This window comes from Pseudorhizobium xiangyangii (assembly GCF_020531965.1).
Classification (GTDB): Bacteria; Pseudomonadota; Alphaproteobacteria; order Rhizobiales; family Rhizobiaceae; genus Neorhizobium; species Neorhizobium xiangyangii.
This window is the reverse complement of record NZ_JAJAWH010000003.1, coordinates 28,149-47,674: the sequence shown is the minus strand read 5'-3', so window position 1 is coordinate 47,674 and position 19,526 is coordinate 28,149. Positions and strand designations below refer to the sequence as shown.

Annotated in this window: 20 protein-coding genes and 1 tRNA gene; 10 read left to right on the top strand and 11 right to left on the bottom strand. The window is 61.0% G+C overall.

All coding sequences use genetic code 11. The features are described 5' to 3' along the window. Window positions 1–26: 26 nt before the first annotated feature. On the top strand, window positions 27–962 hold the full coding sequence (fmt, locus tag LH464_RS03010; RefSeq protein ID WP_226784891.1) for a methionyl-tRNA formyltransferase: 936 nt from the start codon (window positions 27–29) through the stop codon (window positions 960–962). Continuing rightward, entirely contained in the window at window positions 962–1,723 is a 762-nt protein-coding gene (gene truA, locus LH464_RS03005; protein ID WP_226784890.1) for a tRNA pseudouridine(38-40) synthase TruA, read from the top strand. Before fmt ends, truA begins: the two co-directional genes overlap by 1 nt. Here truA and LH464_RS03000 read toward each other — a convergent pair. The 3 genes from LH464_RS03000 to dapD are packed head-to-tail and all read right to left on the bottom strand — an operon-like array spanning window position 1,711 to window position 4,351. Then, complete coding sequence (locus LH464_RS03000) at window positions 1,711–2,307, bottom strand: hypothetical protein (RefSeq protein WP_226784889.1); 597 nt, start codon at window positions 2,305–2,307, stop codon at window positions 1,711–1,713. The genes truA and LH464_RS03000 overlap by 13 nt on opposite strands. Continuing rightward, entirely contained in the window at window positions 2,291–3,487 is a 1,197-nt protein-coding gene (dapE, locus tag LH464_RS02995) for a succinyl-diaminopimelate desuccinylase (RefSeq protein ID WP_226784888.1), read from the bottom strand. Before dapE ends, LH464_RS03000 begins: the two co-directional genes overlap by 17 nt. 9 nt (window positions 3,488–3,496) lie before the next feature. Then, entirely contained in the window at window positions 3,497–4,351 is an 855-nt protein-coding gene (gene dapD / locus LH464_RS02990; RefSeq protein ID WP_226784887.1) for a 2,3,4,5-tetrahydropyridine-2,6-dicarboxylate N-succinyltransferase, read from the bottom strand. A 140-nt stretch (window positions 4,352–4,491) separates the two neighbouring features. On the opposite strand from dapD, the gene LH464_RS02985 reads away from it, so the two are divergent. After that, the gene (locus tag LH464_RS02985; protein WP_226784886.1) at window positions 4,492–5,352 is read left to right on the top strand and encodes an LOG family protein; all 861 of its coding nucleotides are present in this window, start codon (window positions 4,492–4,494) and stop codon (window positions 5,350–5,352) included. A gap of 68 nt (window positions 5,353–5,420) precedes the next feature. Here LH464_RS02985 and LH464_RS02980 read toward each other — a convergent pair whose 3' ends face one another. Together LH464_RS02980 and LH464_RS02975 are read right to left on the bottom strand one after the other, a co-directional pair. Continuing rightward, complete coding sequence (locus tag LH464_RS02980; RefSeq protein WP_226784885.1) at window positions 5,421–6,023, bottom strand: hypothetical protein; 603 nt, start codon at window positions 6,021–6,023, stop codon at window positions 5,421–5,423. Window positions 6,024–6,126: 103 nt separating this feature from the next. Continuing rightward, entirely contained in the window at window positions 6,127–6,837 is a 711-nt protein-coding gene (locus tag LH464_RS02975) for a pyrimidine 5'-nucleotidase (RefSeq protein ID WP_226784884.1), read from the bottom strand. Window positions 6,838–6,939: 102 nt separating this feature from the next. On the opposite strand from LH464_RS02975, the gene LH464_RS02970 reads away from it, so the two are divergent. Further along, on the top strand, window positions 6,940–7,854 hold the full coding sequence (locus LH464_RS02970; protein WP_226784883.1) for a DMT family transporter: 915 nt from the start codon (window positions 6,940–6,942) through the stop codon (window positions 7,852–7,854). Between the two features lie 80 nt (window positions 7,855–7,934). Next, on the top strand, window positions 7,935–8,708 hold the full coding sequence (locus LH464_RS02965; protein ID WP_226784882.1) for an isocitrate lyase/PEP mutase family protein: 774 nt from the start codon (window positions 7,935–7,937) through the stop codon (window positions 8,706–8,708). A gap of 13 nt (window positions 8,709–8,721) precedes the next feature. Here LH464_RS02965 and argB read toward each other — a convergent pair whose 3' ends face one another. The 5 genes from argB to rpmH form a co-directional block, all read right to left on the bottom strand. Then, window positions 8,722–9,609, bottom strand: coding sequence for an acetylglutamate kinase (gene argB / locus LH464_RS02960; RefSeq protein ID WP_226784881.1), 888 nt, complete (start codon window positions 9,607–9,609; stop codon window positions 8,722–8,724). 77 nt (window positions 9,610–9,686) lie between these two features. Next, window positions 9,687–10,349: a ribosome biogenesis GTP-binding protein YihA/YsxC gene (yihA, locus tag LH464_RS02955; RefSeq protein ID WP_226784880.1), complete on the bottom strand. Its 663-nt coding sequence runs from the start codon at window positions 10,347–10,349 to the stop codon at window positions 9,687–9,689. A 126-nt stretch (window positions 10,350–10,475) separates the two neighbouring features. After that, window positions 10,476–12,263 carry a membrane protein insertase YidC gene (gene yidC / locus LH464_RS02950; RefSeq protein WP_226784879.1) on the bottom strand — a complete coding sequence of 596 codons (1,788 nt, stop codon included), beginning with the start codon at window positions 12,261–12,263 and terminating at the stop codon, window positions 10,476–10,478. Continuing rightward, window positions 12,263–12,655 (bottom strand): ribonuclease P protein component, encoded by a 393-nt coding sequence (gene rnpA / locus LH464_RS02945; RefSeq protein WP_226784878.1) that lies wholly within the window; start codon window positions 12,653–12,655, stop codon window positions 12,263–12,265. The genes yidC and rnpA overlap by 1 nt, the downstream gene beginning before the upstream one ends. A gap of 26 nt (window positions 12,656–12,681) precedes the next feature. Further along, entirely contained in the window at window positions 12,682–12,819 is a 138-nt protein-coding gene (gene rpmH, locus LH464_RS02940) for a 50S ribosomal protein L34 (protein ID WP_226784877.1), read from the bottom strand. Window positions 12,820–13,274: 455 nt separating this feature from the next. Between rpmH and LH464_RS02935 the strand changes: the two genes are divergently transcribed. From LH464_RS02935 to LH464_RS02925, 3 genes are all read left to right on the top strand, one after another. Beyond that, on the top strand, window positions 13,275–15,332 hold the full coding sequence (locus LH464_RS02935) for a HAMP domain-containing methyl-accepting chemotaxis protein (RefSeq protein WP_226784876.1): 2,058 nt from the start codon (window positions 13,275–13,277) through the stop codon (window positions 15,330–15,332). Window positions 15,333–15,480: 148 nt separating this feature from the next. Next, entirely contained in the window at window positions 15,481–16,971 is a 1,491-nt protein-coding gene (locus tag LH464_RS02930) for an ATP-binding protein (protein WP_390624908.1), read from the top strand. Window positions 16,972–17,107: 136 nt separating this feature from the next. Beyond that, window positions 17,108–17,184: transfer RNA gene (locus LH464_RS02925), tRNA-Arg, on the top strand. A 146-nt stretch (window positions 17,185–17,330) separates the two neighbouring features. Here the strand turns inward: LH464_RS02925 and LH464_RS02920 are convergent. Then, window positions 17,331–17,543 (bottom strand): hypothetical protein, encoded by a 213-nt coding sequence (locus LH464_RS02920; protein WP_226784875.1) that lies wholly within the window; start codon window positions 17,541–17,543, stop codon window positions 17,331–17,333. Between the two features lie 212 nt (window positions 17,544–17,755). On the opposite strand from LH464_RS02920, the gene LH464_RS02915 reads away from it, so the two are divergent. Then, the gene (locus LH464_RS02915; protein WP_226784874.1) at window positions 17,756–18,469 is read left to right on the top strand and encodes an SDR family oxidoreductase; all 714 of its coding nucleotides are present in this window, start codon (window positions 17,756–17,758) and stop codon (window positions 18,467–18,469) included. A gap of 15 nt (window positions 18,470–18,484) precedes the next feature. Continuing rightward, the gene (locus tag LH464_RS02910; RefSeq protein ID WP_226784873.1) at window positions 18,485–19,522 is read left to right on the top strand and encodes a 4-hydroxyproline epimerase; all 1,038 of its coding nucleotides are present in this window, start codon (window positions 18,485–18,487) and stop codon (window positions 19,520–19,522) included. Window positions 19,523–19,526: the final 4 nt, after the last annotated feature.

Below are 19,526 nucleotides of genomic sequence, written 5' to 3'. Positions count from 1 at the left end.
AGACTGGCACGAAAGACGGGACTGCAATGGCTCTTCGCATCATCTTCATGGGCACGCCGGAATTCTCCGTGCCCACCCTCCGTGCGCTGAAGGATGCGGGTCACGAAGTCGTTGCTGTCTATAGCCAGCCCCCGCGGCCGGGTGGACGGCGTGGCCTGGATCTGCAGAAGTCGCCGGTGCATCAGGCGGCCGAGCTTCTTGGCATTCCGGTGCTGACGCCTCTCAATTTCAAGGCGGAGGAGGATCGCGAGACCTTCCGGCAGTTTAATGCGGATGTCGCAGTGGTGGTCGCCTATGGGTTGCTGCTGCCGGTTGCCATCCTCGAAGGAACGCGGCTCGGCTGCTACAACGGACATGCCTCCCTCCTGCCGCGTTGGCGCGGTGCGGCGCCGATCCAAAGGGCCATCATGGCCGGCGATGTGAAAACCGGCATGATGGTGATGAAGATGGATAAAGGGCTGGATACCGGCCCTGTCGCGCTGACCCGCGAGGTCGAGATCGCCGAAAACATGACAGCGGGAGAGCTGCACGATCGGCTCATGCTCGTTGGTGCTCGCGCCATGGTCGAGGCGATGGAAAAGCTTGACGCCGATGACCTGCCGCTGACGCCGCAGGCGCAAGACGGCGTGCTTTACGCCGCGAAGATCGACAAGAACGAGACGCGGATCGATTTTTCCAGAACCGCCACCGACGTTCACAATCACATTCGCGGTCTGTCGCCTTTTCCGGGAGCGTGGATGGAAGCGATGGTGAACGGCAAGCCGGAAAGGATCAAGGCCCTGGCATCGGAGCTGGCGGAAGGAGCGGGAAGCGCTGGCGAAGTGCTCGACGACCACCTGTCCGTAGCCTGCGCTGGAGGTGCCGTACGGCTGACGCGGCTGCAGAAGGCAGGCGGCAAGCCGCTCGCTGCGCAAGAATTTCTGAGAGGGACGCTGCTGGCCCCCGGAACGAGGCTCGGCTGATGCCGCGCTACCGCTTGATCGTCGAGTATGACGGCACCCCCTATGTCGGCTGGCAGCGTCAGGACAACGGACATTCCGTTCAGGCTGCGCTCGAGCGCAGCGTTCTCTCCCTGACGTCCGAGACGGTGTCCATACGTGGAGCCGGCCGTACCGATTCCGGCGTGCACGCATTCGGCCAGGTCGTTCATGTCGACCTCTCCCGGATCTGGGCGCCGTACAAGCTGCGCAACGCGCTCAATGCGCATTTGGCCATGGCTCGAGAAAAAGTCTCCGTCCTCGACGTCCAGGAGGTGGACGAGAGTTTCGATGCGCGGTTCTCGGCCCTTCGCCGGCATTACCTTTACCGCATCATCAGCCGTCCGGCGCCGCTGGCCCTTGAAGCGAAGCGCGCCTGGTGGGTGTCAAAGGACCTCGATCACGAGGCGATGCATGCCGCGGCGCAGACGCTGGTCGGGCATCACGACTTCACGACCTTCAGGTCGACACACTGCCAGGCGGCCAGCCCGATGCGAACGCTCGACCGGCTTGACGTGACGCGCAACGGCCAACTCATCGAGATCCGCGCCACGGCGCAAAGCTTCCTGCACAACCAGATCCGCTCCTTTGCCGGGACGCTGAAGCTTGCGGGCGAGGGGAAGATGACACCACAGGATGTACGCGCCGCATTGGACGCGAGGGATCGCAAGGAATGCGGACCGGTAGCACCTCCGGAAGGTCTCTATTTCCTGAAGGTGGATTACCCGGACGATCAGCCGGGATAGATGCCGAGGAAGCGTTCCAGTGTGTCCGAGAGGAGCATGGTCGGGACGATCAGCACCATGGTCAGGGTCGCCACCATCAGCGGATGCGGGCCGCAGATGATCCGGAAGATCCGCGAGATCGAGAAGATCAGCGCCATCATCAGGAAAAGCCAGATGAGCGATAAAATCCCTGTCAGGGCCGGCGCAAGCATCAAGAGCACGCTGAGCAGGCCATAGGCGTAGGCGTAGGGGACGGAAAGCCAGTTCACCGCCACGACCATGGCGTGGTACTTGCGGCCGAGGCCAAGCCCCCACGCAAGCAATCCGACCAGGATCAGCGGGAGAAGCCAGTTTGCAACTTCCAGCATGGCGAGACGGAAGAAGAAAATCCCACCGAGCTCGGTATCCTCGGGCAAGCCGCGCAGATAGAGCGTGCGCCACCAGAACCAGGAGAGCATTATCGCCGGCAGGCACCAGACGATAGCCCAGAATGACCGCATCAGGCCGCGATCGGTAACGTCGAGTTGCTTCAGGCCGGCTGGGTTTCCCCGAACCAGAAGCCAGAGTCCGGCCAGGTAGAGCCTGATCTCAGCCGTTCCGGGCATGATCGAACCAGTTGGCAATGAAGCTGCCGTAAATCTCGGTCAGCGTTTCCAGATCCGTTACGGACGCGCGCTCGTCGACCATGTGCATCGTCTGGCCGACGAGGCCGAATTCGACGACGGGGCAGTAGTCCTTGATGAAGCGTGCGTCCGAAGTGCCGCCGGTGGTGGAAAGCGCCGGCCGGCGCTGCGTCACCTTCTCGACAGCTTCCGAAAGCGAGGCAATGAGCGCGTTGTTGCGGGTGAGGAAGACATGGCTCGGCCGCTCGTTCCAGGTCAAGTCGTAGCGCACCGGTTCGCGGCCCGCTCGCAGCGTCTGGTCGCCCGCAGCTTCGTCAAGCCGGCGAATGATTTCGGCCTTCAGCGTATCGGCGCTCCAGGTATCGTTGAAGCGGATGTTGAAGGCGAATGTGGCCTTGGCCGGAATGACATTGGTCGCCGGATTGCCGACATCGACCGAGGTGACCTCCAGATTGGAAGCCGGAAACTCCGGTGTTCCGGCGTCGAAAGCTGGATCCATCAGCGCCGAGGCAAGCGGCAGGAGGCCGCGAACCGGGTTGTCCGCCAGATGCGGATAGGCCGCGTGGCCCTGGACACCATGCACGGTGACCTTGCCAGACAGCGAGCCGCGCCGGCCGATCTTGATCATGTCTCCCAGCACGTCCGGATTGGTCGGTTCGCCGACGAGGCACGCATCCCAGGCCTCGCCCTTCTCGGCGGCCCATTTCAGCAGCTTTTCGGTGCCGTTGATCGAGGGACCTTCCTCGTCGCCGGTGATCAGGAACGAGATCGAACCGTTCGGCGCGCCGTGCTGCTCGATGTGACGGGCAACGGCTGCCACGAAGCAGGCGATGCCGCCCTTCATGTCGACCGCGCCGCGTCCGAACATCATGCCGTCCGCGATGTCTGCGGCGAACGGCGGGTGCGACCAGCTCGCCTCGTCGCCCGGCGGGACCACGTCCGTATGGCCTGCGAACATCAGGTGCGGGCCATCGTCTCCGATCCGCGCATAGAGGTTCTCGACGTCCGGCGTCCCTTCCGCTTGTGCGACCATCCGCTCGACGCGGAAGCCGAGCGGCGCCAGCATGGCCTGGATAGCCGAAAGAGCACCACCTTCGGTCGGCGTGACCGAGGGGCACCGGATGAGCGTTTGAAGGTTTTCGACGGGGTTAGTTGCAGACATGCGCTTTAATCAGTCCCGCAGCAGTTCGTTGATGCCAGTCTTGGAACGGGTCTTCTCGTCGACCGTCTTGACGATCACCGCGCAATAGAGGCTCGGACCCGGCTCGCCGTTCGGGAAAGGCTTGCCCGGCATCGTGCCGGCGACAACGACGGAATAAGGCGGCACTTCGCCATAGCTGATCTCGCCGGTAGCGCGGTTGACGATCTTGGTCGACTTTCCGATGAAGACGCCCATGCCGAGAACAGCGCCCTCGCGTACGATGCAGCCTTCTACGACTTCCGAACGGGCGCCGACGAAGCAGTTATCCTCGATGATGGTCGGGCCGGCCTGCATAGGCTCGAGCACGCCGCCGATGCCGACGCCACCGGAAAGATGCACGTGCTTGCCGATCTGGGCGCAGGAACCGACGGTTGCCCATGTGTCGACCATCGTGCCTTCGCCGACATAGGCGCCCAGATTGACGAAGGACGGCATCAGGACGACGTTCGGTGCGATATAGGCCGAGCGGCGAACGACGGCGTTCGGAACGGCACGGAAGCCGGCCGAACGGAATTCGTTCTCACCCCAGCCCTCGAACTTGGACGGAACCTTGTCCCACCAGGTAGACTGGCCGGGTCCGCCTTTCACGACTTCCATGTCGTTGAGGCGGAAGGACAGTAGGACGGCCTTCTTCAGCCATTGGTTGACCTTCCAGGAACCGTCCGCTTGCCGCTCGGCAACGCGTGTCTTGCCGGTATCCAGCAGTTGGAGGGATGCCTCGACGGCATCGCGAACTTCTCCCTTGGTGGAAACCGAAATGCCGTCGCGCTGTTCGAAAGCGGCTTCGATGGTCATTTCCAGGGAGGCGAGATCCGTGCTGCTCATGGGAAATCCTTAAACGCCGCGTCGATAGGATGAGTTCCGGATGGTCTCGCGGCTGGCCAAATGATGCTAATTGCTCTAAGCGACCGCCACTCTAGCGTCAATGTGAATTGGCATAGTGAGACCCACATGAAAGGCAGGCAATGGCCAAGCTGAAGAAGGATGGTCCGCGACGCAGGGACGGCGTCTGGGATCCGCTGAAGGACAGTTCGACGGACAAGCGAAGCGCAGAGGGTGTGCCCAAGACGCCGCAGACGCTGTCGCCATCCTACAGGCTCGCCTATGCCGATGACGACTTCCTCTGCCGCGAGGAATTGCGTCCTGTGCGTCTGCAGCTCGAATTGCTGAAGCCGGAAATGGTTCTCGCAGAGCGTGGCGTCAAATCCACCGTTGTCCTGTTTGGCGGCGCCCGAATTCCAGCCCCTGGCAAGGCGGCATGGGCGGCACGCAACGAGACGCAGCAGAAGAATTTGGAGGCGGCGTCCATCTACTACGAGGAAGCCCGCAAATTTGCAGGTCTGTGCGCACGCCATAGCGAGCAGTTCGATCATCAGGAATATGTCGTGGTCACCGGTGGCGGCCCCGGTGTCATGGAAGCGGGAAATCGCGGTGCATCCGAGGCAGGAGCTCCGACGGTTGGCTTCAATGTCGTCCTGCCTCACGAGCAGGCGCCGAACCAGTACGTGACGCCCGAGCTGAGCTTCAACTTCCACTATTTCGCGATCCGCAAGATGCATCTCATGATGCGCGCCAAGGCCGTCGCCATCTTTCCGGGCGGCTTCGGTACGATGGACGAGATGTTCGAAGCGCTGACACTCATCCAGACCGGCCGGATGGAACGTATTCCGTTCATCCTGTTCGGGAAGGATTTCTGGCATACGATGGTGAACTGGAAGGCGCTTGCGGACTTCGGGACCATCGCGCCCGAGGATATCGACCTCATCAGCTTCGTCGATACTGCCGAGGATGCCTGGAAGATCATCGCAAACTTCTACGAGCACTGACGAAAAAACCCGCCCCGGGCGGACGGGGCGGGCTCAACGACAGGCCGGGCTAGTTCGTTGCGGCGGAACTAGAACGGGCGGTCCGGCATGTCGTCGATGGTGATGACACCGTCCTTGTTACGGTCCATTCGGGTAAAGAGCTTGTCGACTGCGGCCGTCACCTCGGCCTTGCTGAACTGGCCGTTCTCGTCTGCGTCCGCCTGGCGCACCAGATGGAAGGCACCGGGGCCGCCGCCGTGCATGCCCCAGCGGTGGCCATGCCTGCGATCCTGACGGTCTCCACGGTCATGTTCGCCGTTTTCGGCCATCTGCTTGCGACGCTCTTCGCGGCGCTCTGCTCGTTCAGGGCGCGGATTTTCCTTGCGGAATTCCTCCATCTTGGCCTTGTGGAAGGCACGCAGTTCCCCTGGGATCAGGGTTCCGTCCTTGTTGGCGTCGATCTCGGTAAAAAGAGCTTCCTGGTAGGCGGCAACCTCATCCTTGGTGATCTTGGCGTCCTTGTCGGCGTCGGCGGTCTTCAGCAGGCGGATGAACGTCATCTCCTGCATCATGCCGCGTTTGCCGGGGCCATCGTGACCACCGCGACCAGCCGCTGCGAAGCTCGCGGGTGCAGCCGCGCCAATCAGCAGGGCGGCGGCGAGCGTTGCCAGAACGACGTTCTTGGTTTTCATTGAGAAGCTCCTTACTCGATTACTCTACGACCTGACGGTACGGGAGCACCTGCGAAGGAGCTACTTAAACATCCGTAATCTGGATGAACTTTCGGTAAGGTGGTCAGCGCGTGGAAAGCAAGGCAAGGAAGCTCGTCAGGTCGTCCGTCACGTAGTCGATGTGATCGTCCTCCTCAGAGAACGTTTCCCACCGCTCTATCAGCACGTCATCCAGATTGCGGGGCACGAGAAGGACAGTCCGCATGCCGAGCGCCTTTGGCGCCTTGAGGTTGCGCGGCAGGTCCTCGAACATCACGGCGTGACCGGTATCGACGCGGTGAAGGCTGGCGAACTTGTCGTAGGTCGCGCCTGCGGGCTTCGGCACGTAGTCGGCGGCAACGATGTCGAAGATATCGTCGAAATGATCGAGAATGCCGAGCGCGCGGGCCGCCGCTTCTGCATGCGGAACGCTGCCGTTGGTGAAGATAAACTTGCGACCGGGAAGCGACTTGATTGCGTCGCCGAGTTCCGGATGCGGCAGGAGCGCTGAGTAGTCTATCGCGTGGGCCCGTTCGAGGAATTCGTCGGGGTTGATGCCGTGGTGCAGCATCAGGCCCTGCAGCGTCGTCCCGTGCTCGTGATAGTACCGCTTCTGCAATGCTCGCGCCTCGTCCGGCTCAAGCTGGAGCAGTTCGGCGACATAGGCGCCCATGTTCTTGTCGATCTGCGCGAAGAGATTGACGTGATGCGGATAAAGCGTGTTGTCGAGATCGAAGACCCAGTCTTTGATCTGGGTGAAATCGGCGGGATCGGGGGATGTCTTCGGCTTGGTCATGCCGTCTTATGCCCTGTGGCTGCACGAAAGAAAACGGGAAACTCCATTCTACTCCGCAAGTGGCCTTGGCATGCAATTGAAACGCGTGATACGCGCGAAGTCATGGAACTCTGGATTCCCATCACGATAGTCTCCGCATTCCTGCAGAACATGCGGTCTGCCCTGCAGAAGCATTTGCGCGGTCGCCTGAATACGACTGGGGCGACTTTCGTCCGCTTTGGCTACGGCGTGCCGTTCGCCCTTATCTATATGGCTATCCTTCATCTTGGCCTGGACCGCCCCATGCCGACGCCGAATGTGACGTTCGCAATGTGGGCGATAGTTGGCGGCTTTGCTCAGATCGGCGCTACGTTCCTGCTCGTCTATATCTTCGCCTTCCGGAATTTCGCCGTGGGTACGGCATATTCCCGTACCGAACCGGCGCAGGCCGCTTTGGTTGCACTGGTTCTGGTCGGGGAGACCATCACCTCCGGCACCATGCTCGCCATCGCCATCTCCGTCGTCGGCGTCATGCTCATCTCGGTCGCGAGGACGGAACTGACCCTGCGCTCACTGGTGACCTCCGTTGGCAGCCGGACAGCCGTCTTTGGCCTCCTGTCGGGCTTCCTCTTCGGAATCTCCGGCGTCTCCTACCGCTATGCATCGCTCTCGCTCGCACCCAGCCTTCCTGCTCCCGACCCGGTCGTGCAGGCCGGCTATACCCTGGTCATGGTCATCATCATGCAGGCCGTGGCGATGCTGGTGTGGATACTTCTTAAGGAGCGGCAGGAGCTGCGGCGCATCTGCCAGGCGTGGCGGCCGGCACTGCTTGTCGGCTTCGTCGGGGCGACGGCCTCTTTCGGCTGGTTCACCGCCATGACGTTGCAGCCTGCCGCGGTGATCAAGGCCCTGGCGCAGATCGAAATGCTCTTCACCTTCGCCTCGTCCGTTTTTATCTTCAAGGAGGATATCAATAGGCTCGAGATTGCCGGTTGCCTGCTGATCGTGCTCGGCATTCTTGCGTTGGTCTTGATTTGATACCGATTGATCCGCGTCTGCTTCTCTCCTAGCTTTGACCCTCTCGGATTGGGGCGCCGTATGGGCGTGAGGAGAAGATTATGAACCAGAAAGACAGAGCAGACGCATTCCAGGCGCTTCACCAAAAGGGCCGGCCCCTGATCATCTACAATATCTGGGATGCCGGCACGGCCAAGGCCGTGGCCGATGCTGGGGCCAAGGCGTTGGGGACCGGAAGCTGGTCGGTCGCAGCGGCTCAGGGTTATGCTGACGGGGAGAACCTGCCGCTGGATGCGCTGCTCTCGACCACCCGTTCGATCACGGCTGCGACGGACCTCCCGCTGTCGGTGGACTTCGAAGGTGGCTATGCGGAAGCACCCGGCCAGTTGGCGAAGAACGTCGACAAGGTGATCGAGGCGGGCGCAGTCGGTATCAACTTCGAGGATCAGGTCGTCGGCGGAAAGGGTATCTACCCGGTTGAGAAGCAGGCGGAGCGGATCCGCGCCATCCGCTCGCGCGCCGATGAGCGGGGCATCCCGTTCTTCATCAACACCCGCACCGACCTCTTTTTGCAGGAAGGCGACCGGGAAAAGCATTCCGCACTTCTCGACGAAGCGATCGGAAGAGCGAAAGCCTACGCAGCAGCGGGAGCGAGCGGGTTCTTCGCACCGGGGTTGGCTGATGAGGATTTGATTTTAAAACTGTGCGAGGTGTCGCCGCTGCCGGTCAACATCATGATGATGCCTGGCGTTTCGCCGCCGAAGCGGCTCGCCGAACTTGGCGTCGCGCGCGTGAGCTATGGTCCGGGACCGTACCGCGCTATGATGGCGAGGCTGAAAGAGGAAGCCACGGCGGTGTTTGCCGCCGCGGGCTAAGCCAGGATCTGGTTCAGGGAACGATAAGCGTACCTGCGCCGTGCTCGGTAAAGATTTCCAGGAGCACGGAGTGGGCCGTCTTTCCATTGAGGATGACCACGCCCTGCACGCCGGCCTTGATCGCCTCGATGCAGGTCTCGACCTTCGGGATCATGCCGCCGGAGATCGTGCCATCCTTGATCAGGGCCTGCGCCTGCGCGACGGTCAGCTCCTTGATGAGCTGTTTGTCCTTGTCGAGCACTCCCGGCACGTCGGTGAGGAAGAGCAGGCGGGTCGCATGCAGCGCGCCGGCAATGGCACCGGCAAACGTGTCGGCGTTGATGTTGTAGGTCGCACCGTCGCGACCGGGAGCAACGGGTGCGATGACCGGGATCATCTCGGATTTGGCAAGCAGGTCGAGCAGGGTACGATCGACCTCGACCACTTCACCGACGAAGCCCAGGTCGAGGACACGCTCGATATTGGAGTCCGGGTCGACAATGGTCTTCTTCGCCTTTTCGGCGAAGACCATGTTGCCGTCCTTGCCGCAGAGGCCGATTGCCCATTCGCCGGTCTGGTTGATGAGCGCCACGATCTCCTTGTTGATCGAGCCGGCCAGAACCATCTCGACGATCTCGACGGTCTTGGCATCGGTTACCCGAAGTCCGCCTTCGAATTTCGATTCGATGCCCATCTTGGAGAGCATTGCGCCGATCTGCGGCCCGCCACCGTGGACGACGATGGGATTGACGCCGGACTGCTTCAGGAGGGCGATGTCGGCGGCAAATGCCTTGCCGAGCTCGATGTCGCCCATGGCGTGGCCGCCATACTTCACGACGATCGTCTTGTTCTCATAGCGCTGCATGTAGGGCAGGGCCTGAGCCAGAAGTTTCGCCTGAAGTTCGCTGTCGGAAGCAGTCATCGATATCTCCGTAGTCTAGCTGCGCCGCGTCTTAATGCATGTTCGTTACAGAGGAAATAAGCCAACCATCCGAGCCATCAGACGGTGGAGTAGCCGACAGTTTCAGCAATCGCCTGCCGCAGCTCATCGAGCCCCTTACCTTTTTCGGATGACGTGGAGATGATCCCCGGGAAAGCGGCCGGGCGCTTGCGGATCTTCTCGGCGGTTTCCGAAACCAGCCTCGGCACGCCCGCTTCCTTGATCTTGTCTGTCTTGGTCAGGACGATCTGGTAGGACACGGCGGCCTTGTCGAGCAGGTCCAGCACGTCCTCGTCGTTCTTCTTGATGCCGTGGCGGCTGTCGATCAGCACGTAGACGCGCTTTAGCGTCGCGCGACCACGAAGGTAGTCGAAGACGAGTTTTGTCCACGCATCCACCTGGTCTTTCGGGGCCTTCGCATAGCCGTAGCCGGGCATGTCCACCAGCGCCATGGGCGGGAGATCACCGTCCTGGCCGGAATAACCTTCGGGGACGAAGTAGTTGAGTTCCTGCGTGCGCCCGGGAGTGTTGGATGTGCGGGCGAGGCCCTTGTGACCGACAAGCGCATTGATGAGGGAAGATTTACCGACATTGGAGCGGCCGGCGAATGCGACCTCCAGCGGTCCCTCAGGGGGGAGGAACTCCAGGGAGGGCACACCGCGGATAAAGATCCAGGGGCGGCCGAACAGCGGCTTTTCATCCTTGGTCGTGATCGCGGGCATTGGTCATTGTCCTGTCGCTATGAAGGGGACGGCTTCCGGTTTTTGAGCCGCCTTGTCAAGTTGCAGGCCGACAAAACCGATAGTCGTCGAAAAAGAAAGGCCCCGGTGAACCGGGGCCTTTCAGATTTACTTGTTGGGTTCTGGCTTTCGCCGGAACATGCCCTTCAGATTGGAGAAGATCTCGATCTTCGCACCATGGCGCTTCATGATCAGCGCCTGCTGCATGATCGAAAGCGTGTTGTTCCATGCCCAGTAGATCACGAGACCGGCCGGGAACGTTGCCAGCATGAACGTGAAGATCAGCGGCATCCAGTTGAAGATCATCGCCTGTGTCGGATCCGGCGGGGTCGGGTTCATGCGCATCTGCAGGAACATGGTGACGCCCATGATCAGCGGCCAAACGCCGATCATCAGGAAGGCAGGCACGCCGAAGGGCAGCAGGCCGAACAGGTTGAAGAGCGACGTCGGATCGGGTGCGGAAAGGTCCTGGATCCAGCCGAAGAACGGCGCGTGGCGCATCTCGATGGTAACGTAGATGACCTTGTAGAGCGCGAAGAAGACGGGGATCTGCAGCAGAATCGGCCAGCATCCGGCAATCGGATTGATCTTCTCTTCCTTGTAGAGCTGCATCATGGCTTGCTGCATGGCCATGCGATCGTCGCCGTGCTTGGCCTTCAACTCCTCCATCTTCGGCTGCACGCGCTTCATGTTGGCCATGGAGGCGTACTGCTTGCTGGCGAGCGGGAAGAAGAGTGCCTTGACGACAATGGTCGTCATCAGGATCGCCACGCCGAAATTTCCGAAGTAGCGGTAGAAGAAGTCCATCAGCTTAAACATCGGCTTGGTGATGAAGTAGAACCATCCCCAATCGATCAGCAATTCAAAGCGCGGGATCGAGTACTCGGCCTCGTAGCGGTCCACGAGCGGCACTTCCTTGGCGCCCGCAAAGACAAGGTTCTTCACCTCGGCCGATTGCCCGGGAGCCACGGTTACGGCGTCACTTTTGAAGTCCGACTGATAGCGCGGCTGCCCATCGGTAAAGTGCGAGAAGCGGGACTCGTAGGGTAGTTCCTGCGGCGGAACGAGCGCAGCGGCCCAGTACTTGTCCGTGATGCCCAGCCAGCCGCCGGTCCCCTTGGGATTGTTGACCGCCTCCTCTTCGATGTCGGAGTAGCTCTCCTCGACAAGGCCCGTCTCGCCGACGACGCCCAGGAAGCCCTCGTGAATGACATAGACGGAGGGAGTGGCCGGCTTGTTGTAACGTGTCACGCGACCGTAGGGTGCGAAGGTAATCGGTTCTGCCGCTACGTTGTCGACCTTGTCGGTCACGGTCAGCATGTAATGATCGTCAACGGCGATCGTGCGGGTAAATACGATACCCTTCTCGTTGGTGAAGCTCAGGACCACCGGCGTGTCGACGGTCAGCTTCTCACCGCTTGCCAGCGTCCACTGCGTGGCCGGACCCGGGACGGTTCCCGAAGTCTCGCTCTGGACGAAGCCAAGCTCGGCGAAATAGCCGTCCGGCGTGTCGGCGGGAGAGAAGAGCGTGATGGTCGGGCTCTCGTCGTCGACGGTCTCGTGGTATTCGCGCAGTTTCAGGTCGTCAAAGCGGGCGCCAAGGAGATTGATGGAGCCGGAAAGGGCCGGAGTATCGATCGGTACGCGCGGATTTTTCGCAAGCGCCTGTTCGCGGCTTACAGTTGCCTCTGCCTGGGAGGACCCGGGAAGCGAACCGCTGACGGTTGCGCCGGGGCTTGCAGGTGTCGCGGGCCGCGACGCCTCCTCCAGGGCCTGCTGCGCTTCAAGGGCGCGCTGCTGGGCTTCCATCCTCGGGTTCATGTAGAGGAATTGCCAGCCGAGGACGATCACTACCGAGAGGGCGATCGCAATGAAGTAATTGCGGTTTTTTTCCATCATGCTTTCCTGGAACCGGTCTCCTCGGACCGCCTCGGTTTTGGCCGATTCTTTATGCGGTCGCTAAGCTGCGCCGCCAATTCTGCGAAGGGCACCGTCAGGACCTCCCGTCGCGCGACAATGACATAGTCGTGTCCGGGCTTCATTGCAAACCCGGCGCTTTGGCGCACCGCTTCTTTCAGGCGGCGGCGCATTCGGTTGCGCTCGACAGCGTTGCCGTGCTTTTTCGTGACCGTGAAGCCCACTCGTGCACCGGTGTCCGGCTCGTTCCGGTCCAGAACTTCCAGGAGGAAGTTTCGGCCACGGCGGCTTTCCCCAGCACGCACGGCAAGAAACTGCGGCCGGCTTTTCAGCCGCCCGACAGTTGATTTGAATTCGGTATCAGACGTCATTGCCCGTCTGCCGGGCCCACCCGGCCTTAGGCCGAGAGACGCGCGCGACCGCGTGCGCGACGTGCGGCGAGAACCTTGCGGCCACCAGCAGTAGCCATGCGCGCGCGGAAGCCGTGGCGACGCTTGCGAACAAGATTAGACGGTTGAAAAGTACGCTTCGACATTTATTTAATACCGCGGTGTGCGGCCCTTCTTGAATTTGCCTTTACGGCAACAGCGTTTCGTGACGTCTGGCAACAAGTCGCAATCGCGCGAGCCTGCATGAGCTGAACGTGCCGGGCTTATAAGAGTACTCCAGCGGAAAAGTCAATTGCCGCTGCCATACGCCTGCCGCTTCCCGTTCATCCACAGCGCTGGTTGGCACCTTTATAATTCGCACTTTTTTTGGGCATGCCGCGCATTGTGGCGATGCTGCTCGCCTGATCGAAAATGGCGGCCCGCGGCGATTTCCTAAAACTTACAGGCTGTTGCACGTGTCTTAATTGTGGCGGCATGTTCGGTACGGGGCAGTATGCTCAAGCCTTTCTTAATGCATCAGTGCCAAATTTAGCAATGTGGGTGGGGATCCTGGAAGATCGCATGTCCCTTTACTTAACGTTGCGTCAGAAAGGACGATGCAGTGAAAATTCGAGGTAAGATCAATTTGCTTGTGGGTCTCATGAGCGCGGTGGCGCTGCTCATAGGCGGCCTCTCGCTCTTTGCCATGTCTGAATACCGGACACGCATGCAGGCTTATGAAGGCGCGGCGCAACGGGCACATATGGGAGAAAGCCTGAACCGGCTCGTCACGGCGGTCGTCATGGAAGCGCGCGGGATTTACGCCTCGGATACCTCGCAAGAGGCTGCCAAGTTTGGTGAAGGGCTGGTCAAGAATCTGGCGAGCATGGAGAAGCTTCTGTCCGAATGGAAGCCGATGGTCCCTGCGAGCCAGCAGGCGAGCTTTGACAACCTTCTCAGGCGCTCCGAAGAGTTCAAGGCGTTCCGCAGCGAGACCGTTCGTCTGGCGTCGGAAAGTGGACCGGAAGCGGCCAACGAGCAAGGCAACAACGAGGCCAATCGTAATAATCGCAAGGCCTACCAGACCGAGATCGATGCTGTCGTGCAGGCTGATATCGTCGAACTGGAGACCGTGAATGCCGAACTGGATCAGTTCGGAGAGGCAGTCTTCGCCATCGTTGCAGCTGTCATGCTGTTGGGCGTCGGAGCCGGTGCATCATTCGGTCTATATCTCGGTCGCCGCCAGTTGAGTTCGCCGATCATCGAACTCACCAGCAGCATGAAGCGGATCGCTTCGGGTGATTTCGGTGCTGAGGTTCCGTCCGTGGGACGCGCCGACGAGATCGGCGACATGGCCGCCACCGTCGAAGTCTTCAAGCGCAACGGCCTGGAAGTGGCCCGCATGAACGAGCATGAAAACGGAATGCGCGCTCGCAGCGATGATCTTCGGGTTCGGATGGAAGCCGTTGTCGGTGCTGCAGTAGAGGGTGATTTCAGCCGGCGCATCAACAAGCATTTCGGCGACGAAAGCCTCGATAACTTTGCCCGTAATGTCGATAACCTGCTGAACAGCGTTGAAGCCGGGGTTTCGGAGACGGGTCGTATCGCCAGGTGCATGGCGGAGGGCGACCTCACCGAAACCATGTCCGGTGATTTCCGCGGTGCATTTGCGGAACTGCAGGTGAACGTCAACGCGGCTGTCGAAAGTCTTCGCAGCGCGATGCAGAACGTGCGGGTGAGCACCGGCACGATCAGTGGCAGCTCCAATGAACTGAGCAGCGCCACCAATGACTTGTCCAGGCGCACGGAGCAGCAGGCAGCGGCGCTTGAGGAGACGTCGGCGGCTCTCGACCAGATCACGGCCGTCGTGCGGACCTCGACCGAGCGGGCGCAGGAAGCGACCGTGATGGTCGGTGAGGCGAAGGAAAGCGCGGTTCAGTCCGGAGCGGTTGTTCGCAACGCTGTCGAGGCGATGGGCCGTATCGAGCAGGCCTCGAACGAGATCGCGCAGATCACCAATGTCATCGACGAGATCGCCTTCCAGACGAACCTTCTTGCGCTCAATGCCGGCGTCGAAGCAGCGCGTGCAGGCGAGGCGGGCAAGGGCTTTGCGGTGGTTGCGCAGGAAGTTCGTGAACTTGCCCAGCGGTCTGCGGCAGCTGCCAAGGACATCAAGGGCCTGATCGCCAAGTCGGGCGAGGAAGTTGCCGGCGGTGTGCGGCTGGTCCAGAAGACGGGTGAGGCGCTTTCGGAAATCGAATCGCGGGTTCTGCGCATCAACGACCACATCCATTCGATCGCTATCGCGGCGAAGGAGCAGGCCACCGGTCTGCAGGAGGTCAACACGGCCGTGAACCAGATGGATCAGGTAACGCAGCAGAATGCCGCCATGGTGGAAGAGACATCTGCGGCGACGCAGAAACTCTCGGCGGAAGCGACCAGCCTCTTCACCATGGTCTCGCAGTTCAACATCGGTAGCGCTGAGACCGGCCACGATCGGGCCGTTGCTTCGCGCTACGCTGCGCCTGCACCCAAGGGTGGCCGTCCGGCACGGGTTTCCGATCAGCGGCCGCGCGTGTCTCCTGCTCGGGCAATGACCGGTGCGATTGCCAAGGCCTTCGGGATCGGCGGGTCTGCAGCGACTGCTACAGCTGCGGCGGCCGACTGGGAAGAATTCTGAACCCAGGCATAATTACCAAGCAATTGGGCCGGAGATCATGTCTCCGGCCCAATTGTTTGTGCACGGCCGAAAAACTGGTAAAAGAGCAAGGGCAACCACAGATAAAGCAGCTGCTGAAGGGGCGCGGCAGTGATGGACGGAGAACCGCATGCGCGGTGAAGCTCACATGGAGGCAGATGCCTTGCAGGAACGTCCAGGCATCGCACCGATGCCGGGGTTGTTCCGGGGGTTGTCCGGCCGGCTGCTCTGGCTGACGGTAGTCTTCGTCATGCTGGCGGAAATCCTCATCTTTGGACCATCGGTTGCCGGCATGCGCATGAACTGGTTGCGCGACCGTCTGGACACTGCGGCTGCGGCCGGGATCGTCATCGACGGGCTGCAACCATCGGAACTGCCCCGTAACGTCCAGGACGACACGCTTCTCGCGACGGGTACCAAAGTCATTGCGCTTCGCAAGGATGGCACGTCCCGATTGCTCGCTGCGAGCGATGTCCCGCCGCAGATCGATGATCAATACGATCTGACGGATGTATCGCTGCCCGTTTCGATCCGCGATGCGATGAATACGCTGCTCTTCGGCGGCGGTCGCGTCATGCGGGTCTTCGGCCCGATCGGCGAAACCGACATGATCATCGAGTTGGTCATGACCGACGATGCGCTGCGCAAGGACATGCTGCGGTATTCGCGCATGATGTTTGCCCTGTCGCTGGTCATTTCATTGATCACCGCCGTGATGATCTTTGTGGCGATCAATCGAATGATGATCCGTCCCATTCGCCACCTGACCCGCAACATGCAGCTCTTCTCGGAGCAGCCGCAAGATCCGGAACGGGTGTTTGGGGGCGACGGCGCCAAGGGGGAGCTGGCGGTGGCGGGGCGACATCTGGCATCCATGCAGGTGGAGTTGCAGCGCACGTTGAAGCAGCAGAAAAATCTGGCCGACCTCGGGCTCGCAGTCTCCAAGATCAATCACGACATGCGCAACATCCTGGCCTCGGCGCAGCTGATGTCCGACCGTCTTGTCGACGTGGAGGACCCGATGGTGCGCAGCTTCGCTCCGAAATTGCTGCGGACGATCGACCGTGCCGTAGGCTACACCAACGAGGTGCTTTCCTATGGCCAGGCATCCGAGGCGACACCCAAGAGGCGGCGGGTGCGCTTCAGCGACCTCTGTCAGGAGGTCCGCGACATGCTGGCTCTCGACCAGGGAAACGGCATCGAGTTTCTGGAGCAGGTTGCGCCGGAGCTTGAAGTGGATGCCGATGGCGAGCAGTTGTTCAGGATCATCCACAATATCTGCCGTAACGCGGTGCAGGCGCTCGCCACCTTCCATGCGCAGGATCCTGCAACCGTGCGCCGCATCACCATTACTGCGCAGCGGGTCGGCAGTGTGGTCGGGATCATCATCGACGACACCGGGCCGGGCATGCCGCGAAAGGCGCGCGAGAACCTGTTCGCGGCTTTCAGGGGCGCCGCGCGTTCAGGCGGCACGGGCTTGGGTCTCGCCATTGCGCGCGAGCTTGTGCTGGCGCACGGCGGCACGATTGCATTGGTGGAAAAGCCGGGTCCCGGGACCCAGTTCAGAATCGAGATTCCGGACCGTCCGGTCGCGCTCGACGACTATCGCGCCAGGGCATGAACAGAAAAAGTCATGTGATTCAGCTCGTTGCGTTGCCCGAAACGGCAAAAAATCAATTTTTGCCGGAAAAGCGCTTGCAATCGAAATGAGGACGTTTTAGAGGATCGCCACGCAAGCGGCGCTGCCGTTAGCAGACGCACCCGTAGCTCAGCTGGATAGAGCACCAGACTACGAATCTGGGGGTCGGACGTTCGAATCGTTCCGGGTGCGCCATTTTCTTCCCATAAATAGCAATGAGACTTGGCAGCGGGTTCCCGAGCGGAAGCCGGCAATCGCTGCATCACAGTCTATGGCGTGCCGCCTGCGGAATTCCCGCGCGATACAGGTCCATACCCCAAGGCCAAACGTCTCGCTCAGGTCTAGGACCTGTAGGATCTGGACGACGAGACGAGATATCCCACGGCGAGGGTCATTGCTGCAACGGCGATGCCGGCGCTGATCACACCTGCCGGCGTTATCCTGGCGCTGCCCTGCAGGCTGATGTGCTTCCCCACGCGCAGATCGAAGACGGCCTTGATTTCTTCAGGATGCAACGAGGCCGCTGGCAACGGTTCTATTGGAACGACTGTCATTTTGAACCTCCCGGTCGAATGTACCGCCGATCCCACGGTGACCGGCGCCGCCCACAACGTTGTATCATGGACGTGATCCGGCGCGCCATTTCGTTGCCCGATCTCATTTCAATCCGTCTCCCTGCAGATCTTGGCCATAGTCAACCGTGTTGCGCTGATGATATATCAGCGACCGACATTCCCGCCTTGGAAGACTGACTTGAGGAGACATCATGAGTGACGAGACCGAAAGCCCGGTGGCGCTGATCACCGGCGGTGGACGCGGCATGGGCGCCGCAATCGCAACTGAGCTTCGTGCTCAGGGTTATAGGCTCGCCCTTATGTCGCCCTCCGAAAGCTGCGAAACGCTGGCGGCGGAGCTGGGTGGCGTGGCACATCGCGGTGTGGCCCAGGAGGCGAAGGATATCCAGGCCATCTTTGACCTGACGATGAAGACTTATGGCCGCATCGATGCGGTCGTGAATCACACGGGCCATCCGCCGAAGGGCGATCTTCTGGAGATATCCGACGAGGATTGGGCACTGGGATCGGACATGGTGGTGCTCAGCCTCGTGCGCATGGCCCGGCTCGTCACGCCCGTGATGCTCAAGCAGGGCAAGGGAGCCTTCGTCAACATCACCACATTTGCGGCTTACGAGCCCTCGCTCGTGTTCCCGGTCTCCTGCACCTATCGGGCGGCCGCCGGCGCCTTCACCAAGCTCTATTCGGACCGCTACGCAGCAAGTGGCATCCGCATGAACTGCATCCTGCCCGGTTACATCGACAGCCTGAACCACAAGCCGGAAACGGCGGAGAAGGTCCCCATGAAGCGGATTGGCCTGGTCGAGGAAATCGCCAAGACGGCTTCCTTTCTGTTGTCTGATGGCGCCGGCTACATCACCGGCCAGAACATTCGCGTGGACGGCGGCCTGACGCGCCACGTCTGATCGGGAGAAATACGCATGAGATGGAAGCGTACGATCCAGTTGCTGGACGTTCATTGCGAAGGCGAAATCGGCCGGGTGGCGATCGGCGGAGTTCCCAAGATTCCGGGTGAGACGGTTGCCGACCAGCTGCGTTGGCTGAACACGGATCCGAAAGGGCAGGAACTGCGGCATTTCCTGTGCCTGGAACCGCGCGGTGCGCCGATCGGTTCGGTCAATCTCCTCCTTCCGGCCCGGCATCCGGATGCCGACGCGGCCTTTATCATCCTCCAGCCCGACCAGGCGCATGCAAGCTCGGGCTCGAATTCCATTTGCGTGACCACAGCGCTTCTGGAGGCCGGCATCGTCGAGATGAAAGAGCCTGAAACCGTCGTGACGCTGGAAACCGCTGCGGGCCTCGTGAAGGCCACGGCGACATGCCGCGACGGACGATGCGAAAAGGTCAAGCTGACCATGGTGCCGTCGTTCGTCGATCGCCTCGACGTGGAGCTCGAGACCCCGCATTGGGGCAAGATCACCCTGGACCTCTGCTACGGCGGCATTTTCTATGCGCTGGTGGATGTTCGGCAGATCAATCTGACGATCGAAAAGGCCAATGCAGCGGCGCTCGTGCAGGCCGGCATGGTGCTGAAGGATCTGGTCAACCGTGCGGTTTCGGTCGTGCACCCTGAAATCTCCGCGATCTCAGGCGTCGCCTATGTCATGTTCCGTGATGTTGACGAGGATGGTGCAGTCAGGACGTGTACGACGATGTGGCCGGGCCGGGCTGATCGTTCCCCTTGCGGCACCGGAAACTCCGCCAACCTGGCTGCCCTCCATGCTCGGGGACAGGTCGCGGTCGGCGACGTCTTCAAGTCGCGGTCGATCATCGGCTCGGAATTCGAAGTCGGGCTTGCTGCCGAAACTACCGTCGCGGAAAAGCCCGCGATCGTACCGACGATCACGGGCCGCGGCTTCACCTTTGGTTTGTCTCAGGTCGCTCTCGACCCGTTCGACCCGTTCGCCGACGGGTTTGCGATGACAGATGTATGGGGGCCATCGGCCGGCGAGATCTGATCCC

Coding starts and splice junctions, on each gene's coding strand:
- dapD (WP_226784887.1), bottom strand. CDS start 4,351: ATGAGCAGCACGGATCTCGCCTCCCTGGAAATGACCATCGAAGCCGCT.
- LH464_RS02920 (WP_226784875.1), bottom strand. CDS start 17,543: ATGACAGTCGTTCCAATAGAACCGTTGCCAGCGGCCTCGTTGCATCCT.
- fmt (WP_226784891.1), top strand. CDS start 27: ATGGCTCTTCGCATCATCTTCATGGGCACGCCGGAATTCTCCGTGCCC.
- LH464_RS02910 (WP_226784873.1), top strand. CDS start 18,485: ATGAGATGGAAGCGTACGATCCAGTTGCTGGACGTTCATTGCGAAGGC.
- LH464_RS02975 (WP_226784884.1), bottom strand. CDS start 6,837: ATGACCAAGCCGAAGACATCCCCCGATCCCGCCGATTTCACCCAGATC.
- dapE (WP_226784888.1), bottom strand. CDS start 3,487: ATGTCTGCAACTAACCCCGTCGAAAACCTTCAAACGCTCATCCGGTGC.
- LH464_RS02980 (WP_226784885.1), bottom strand. CDS start 6,023: ATGAAAACCAAGAACGTCGTTCTGGCAACGCTCGCCGCCGCCCTGCTG.
- LH464_RS02985 (WP_226784886.1), top strand. CDS start 4,492: ATGGCCAAGCTGAAGAAGGATGGTCCGCGACGCAGGGACGGCGTCTGG.
- truA (WP_226784890.1), top strand. CDS start 962: ATGCCGCGCTACCGCTTGATCGTCGAGTATGACGGCACCCCCTATGTC.
- rnpA (WP_226784878.1), bottom strand. CDS start 12,655: ATGACGTCTGATACCGAATTCAAATCAACTGTCGGGCGGCTGAAAAGC.
- LH464_RS02965 (WP_226784882.1), top strand. CDS start 7,935: ATGAACCAGAAAGACAGAGCAGACGCATTCCAGGCGCTTCACCAAAAG.
- yihA (WP_226784880.1), bottom strand. CDS start 10,349: ATGCCCGCGATCACGACCAAGGATGAAAAGCCGCTGTTCGGCCGCCCC.
- rpmH (WP_226784877.1), bottom strand. CDS start 12,819: ATGTCGAAGCGTACTTTTCAACCGTCTAATCTTGTTCGCAAGCGTCGC.
- argB (WP_226784881.1), bottom strand. CDS start 9,609: ATGACTGCTTCCGACAGCGAACTTCAGGCGAAACTTCTGGCTCAGGCC.
- LH464_RS02930 (WP_390624908.1), top strand. CDS start 15,481: ATGCGCGGTGAAGCTCACATGGAGGCAGATGCCTTGCAGGAACGTCCA.
- LH464_RS02915 (WP_226784874.1), top strand. CDS start 17,756: ATGAGTGACGAGACCGAAAGCCCGGTGGCGCTGATCACCGGCGGTGGA.
- LH464_RS02970 (WP_226784883.1), top strand. CDS start 6,940: ATGGAACTCTGGATTCCCATCACGATAGTCTCCGCATTCCTGCAGAAC.
- yidC (WP_226784879.1), bottom strand. CDS start 12,263: ATGGAAAAAAACCGCAATTACTTCATTGCGATCGCCCTCTCGGTAGTG.
- LH464_RS03000 (WP_226784889.1), bottom strand. CDS start 2,307: ATGCCCGGAACGGCTGAGATCAGGCTCTACCTGGCCGGACTCTGGCTT.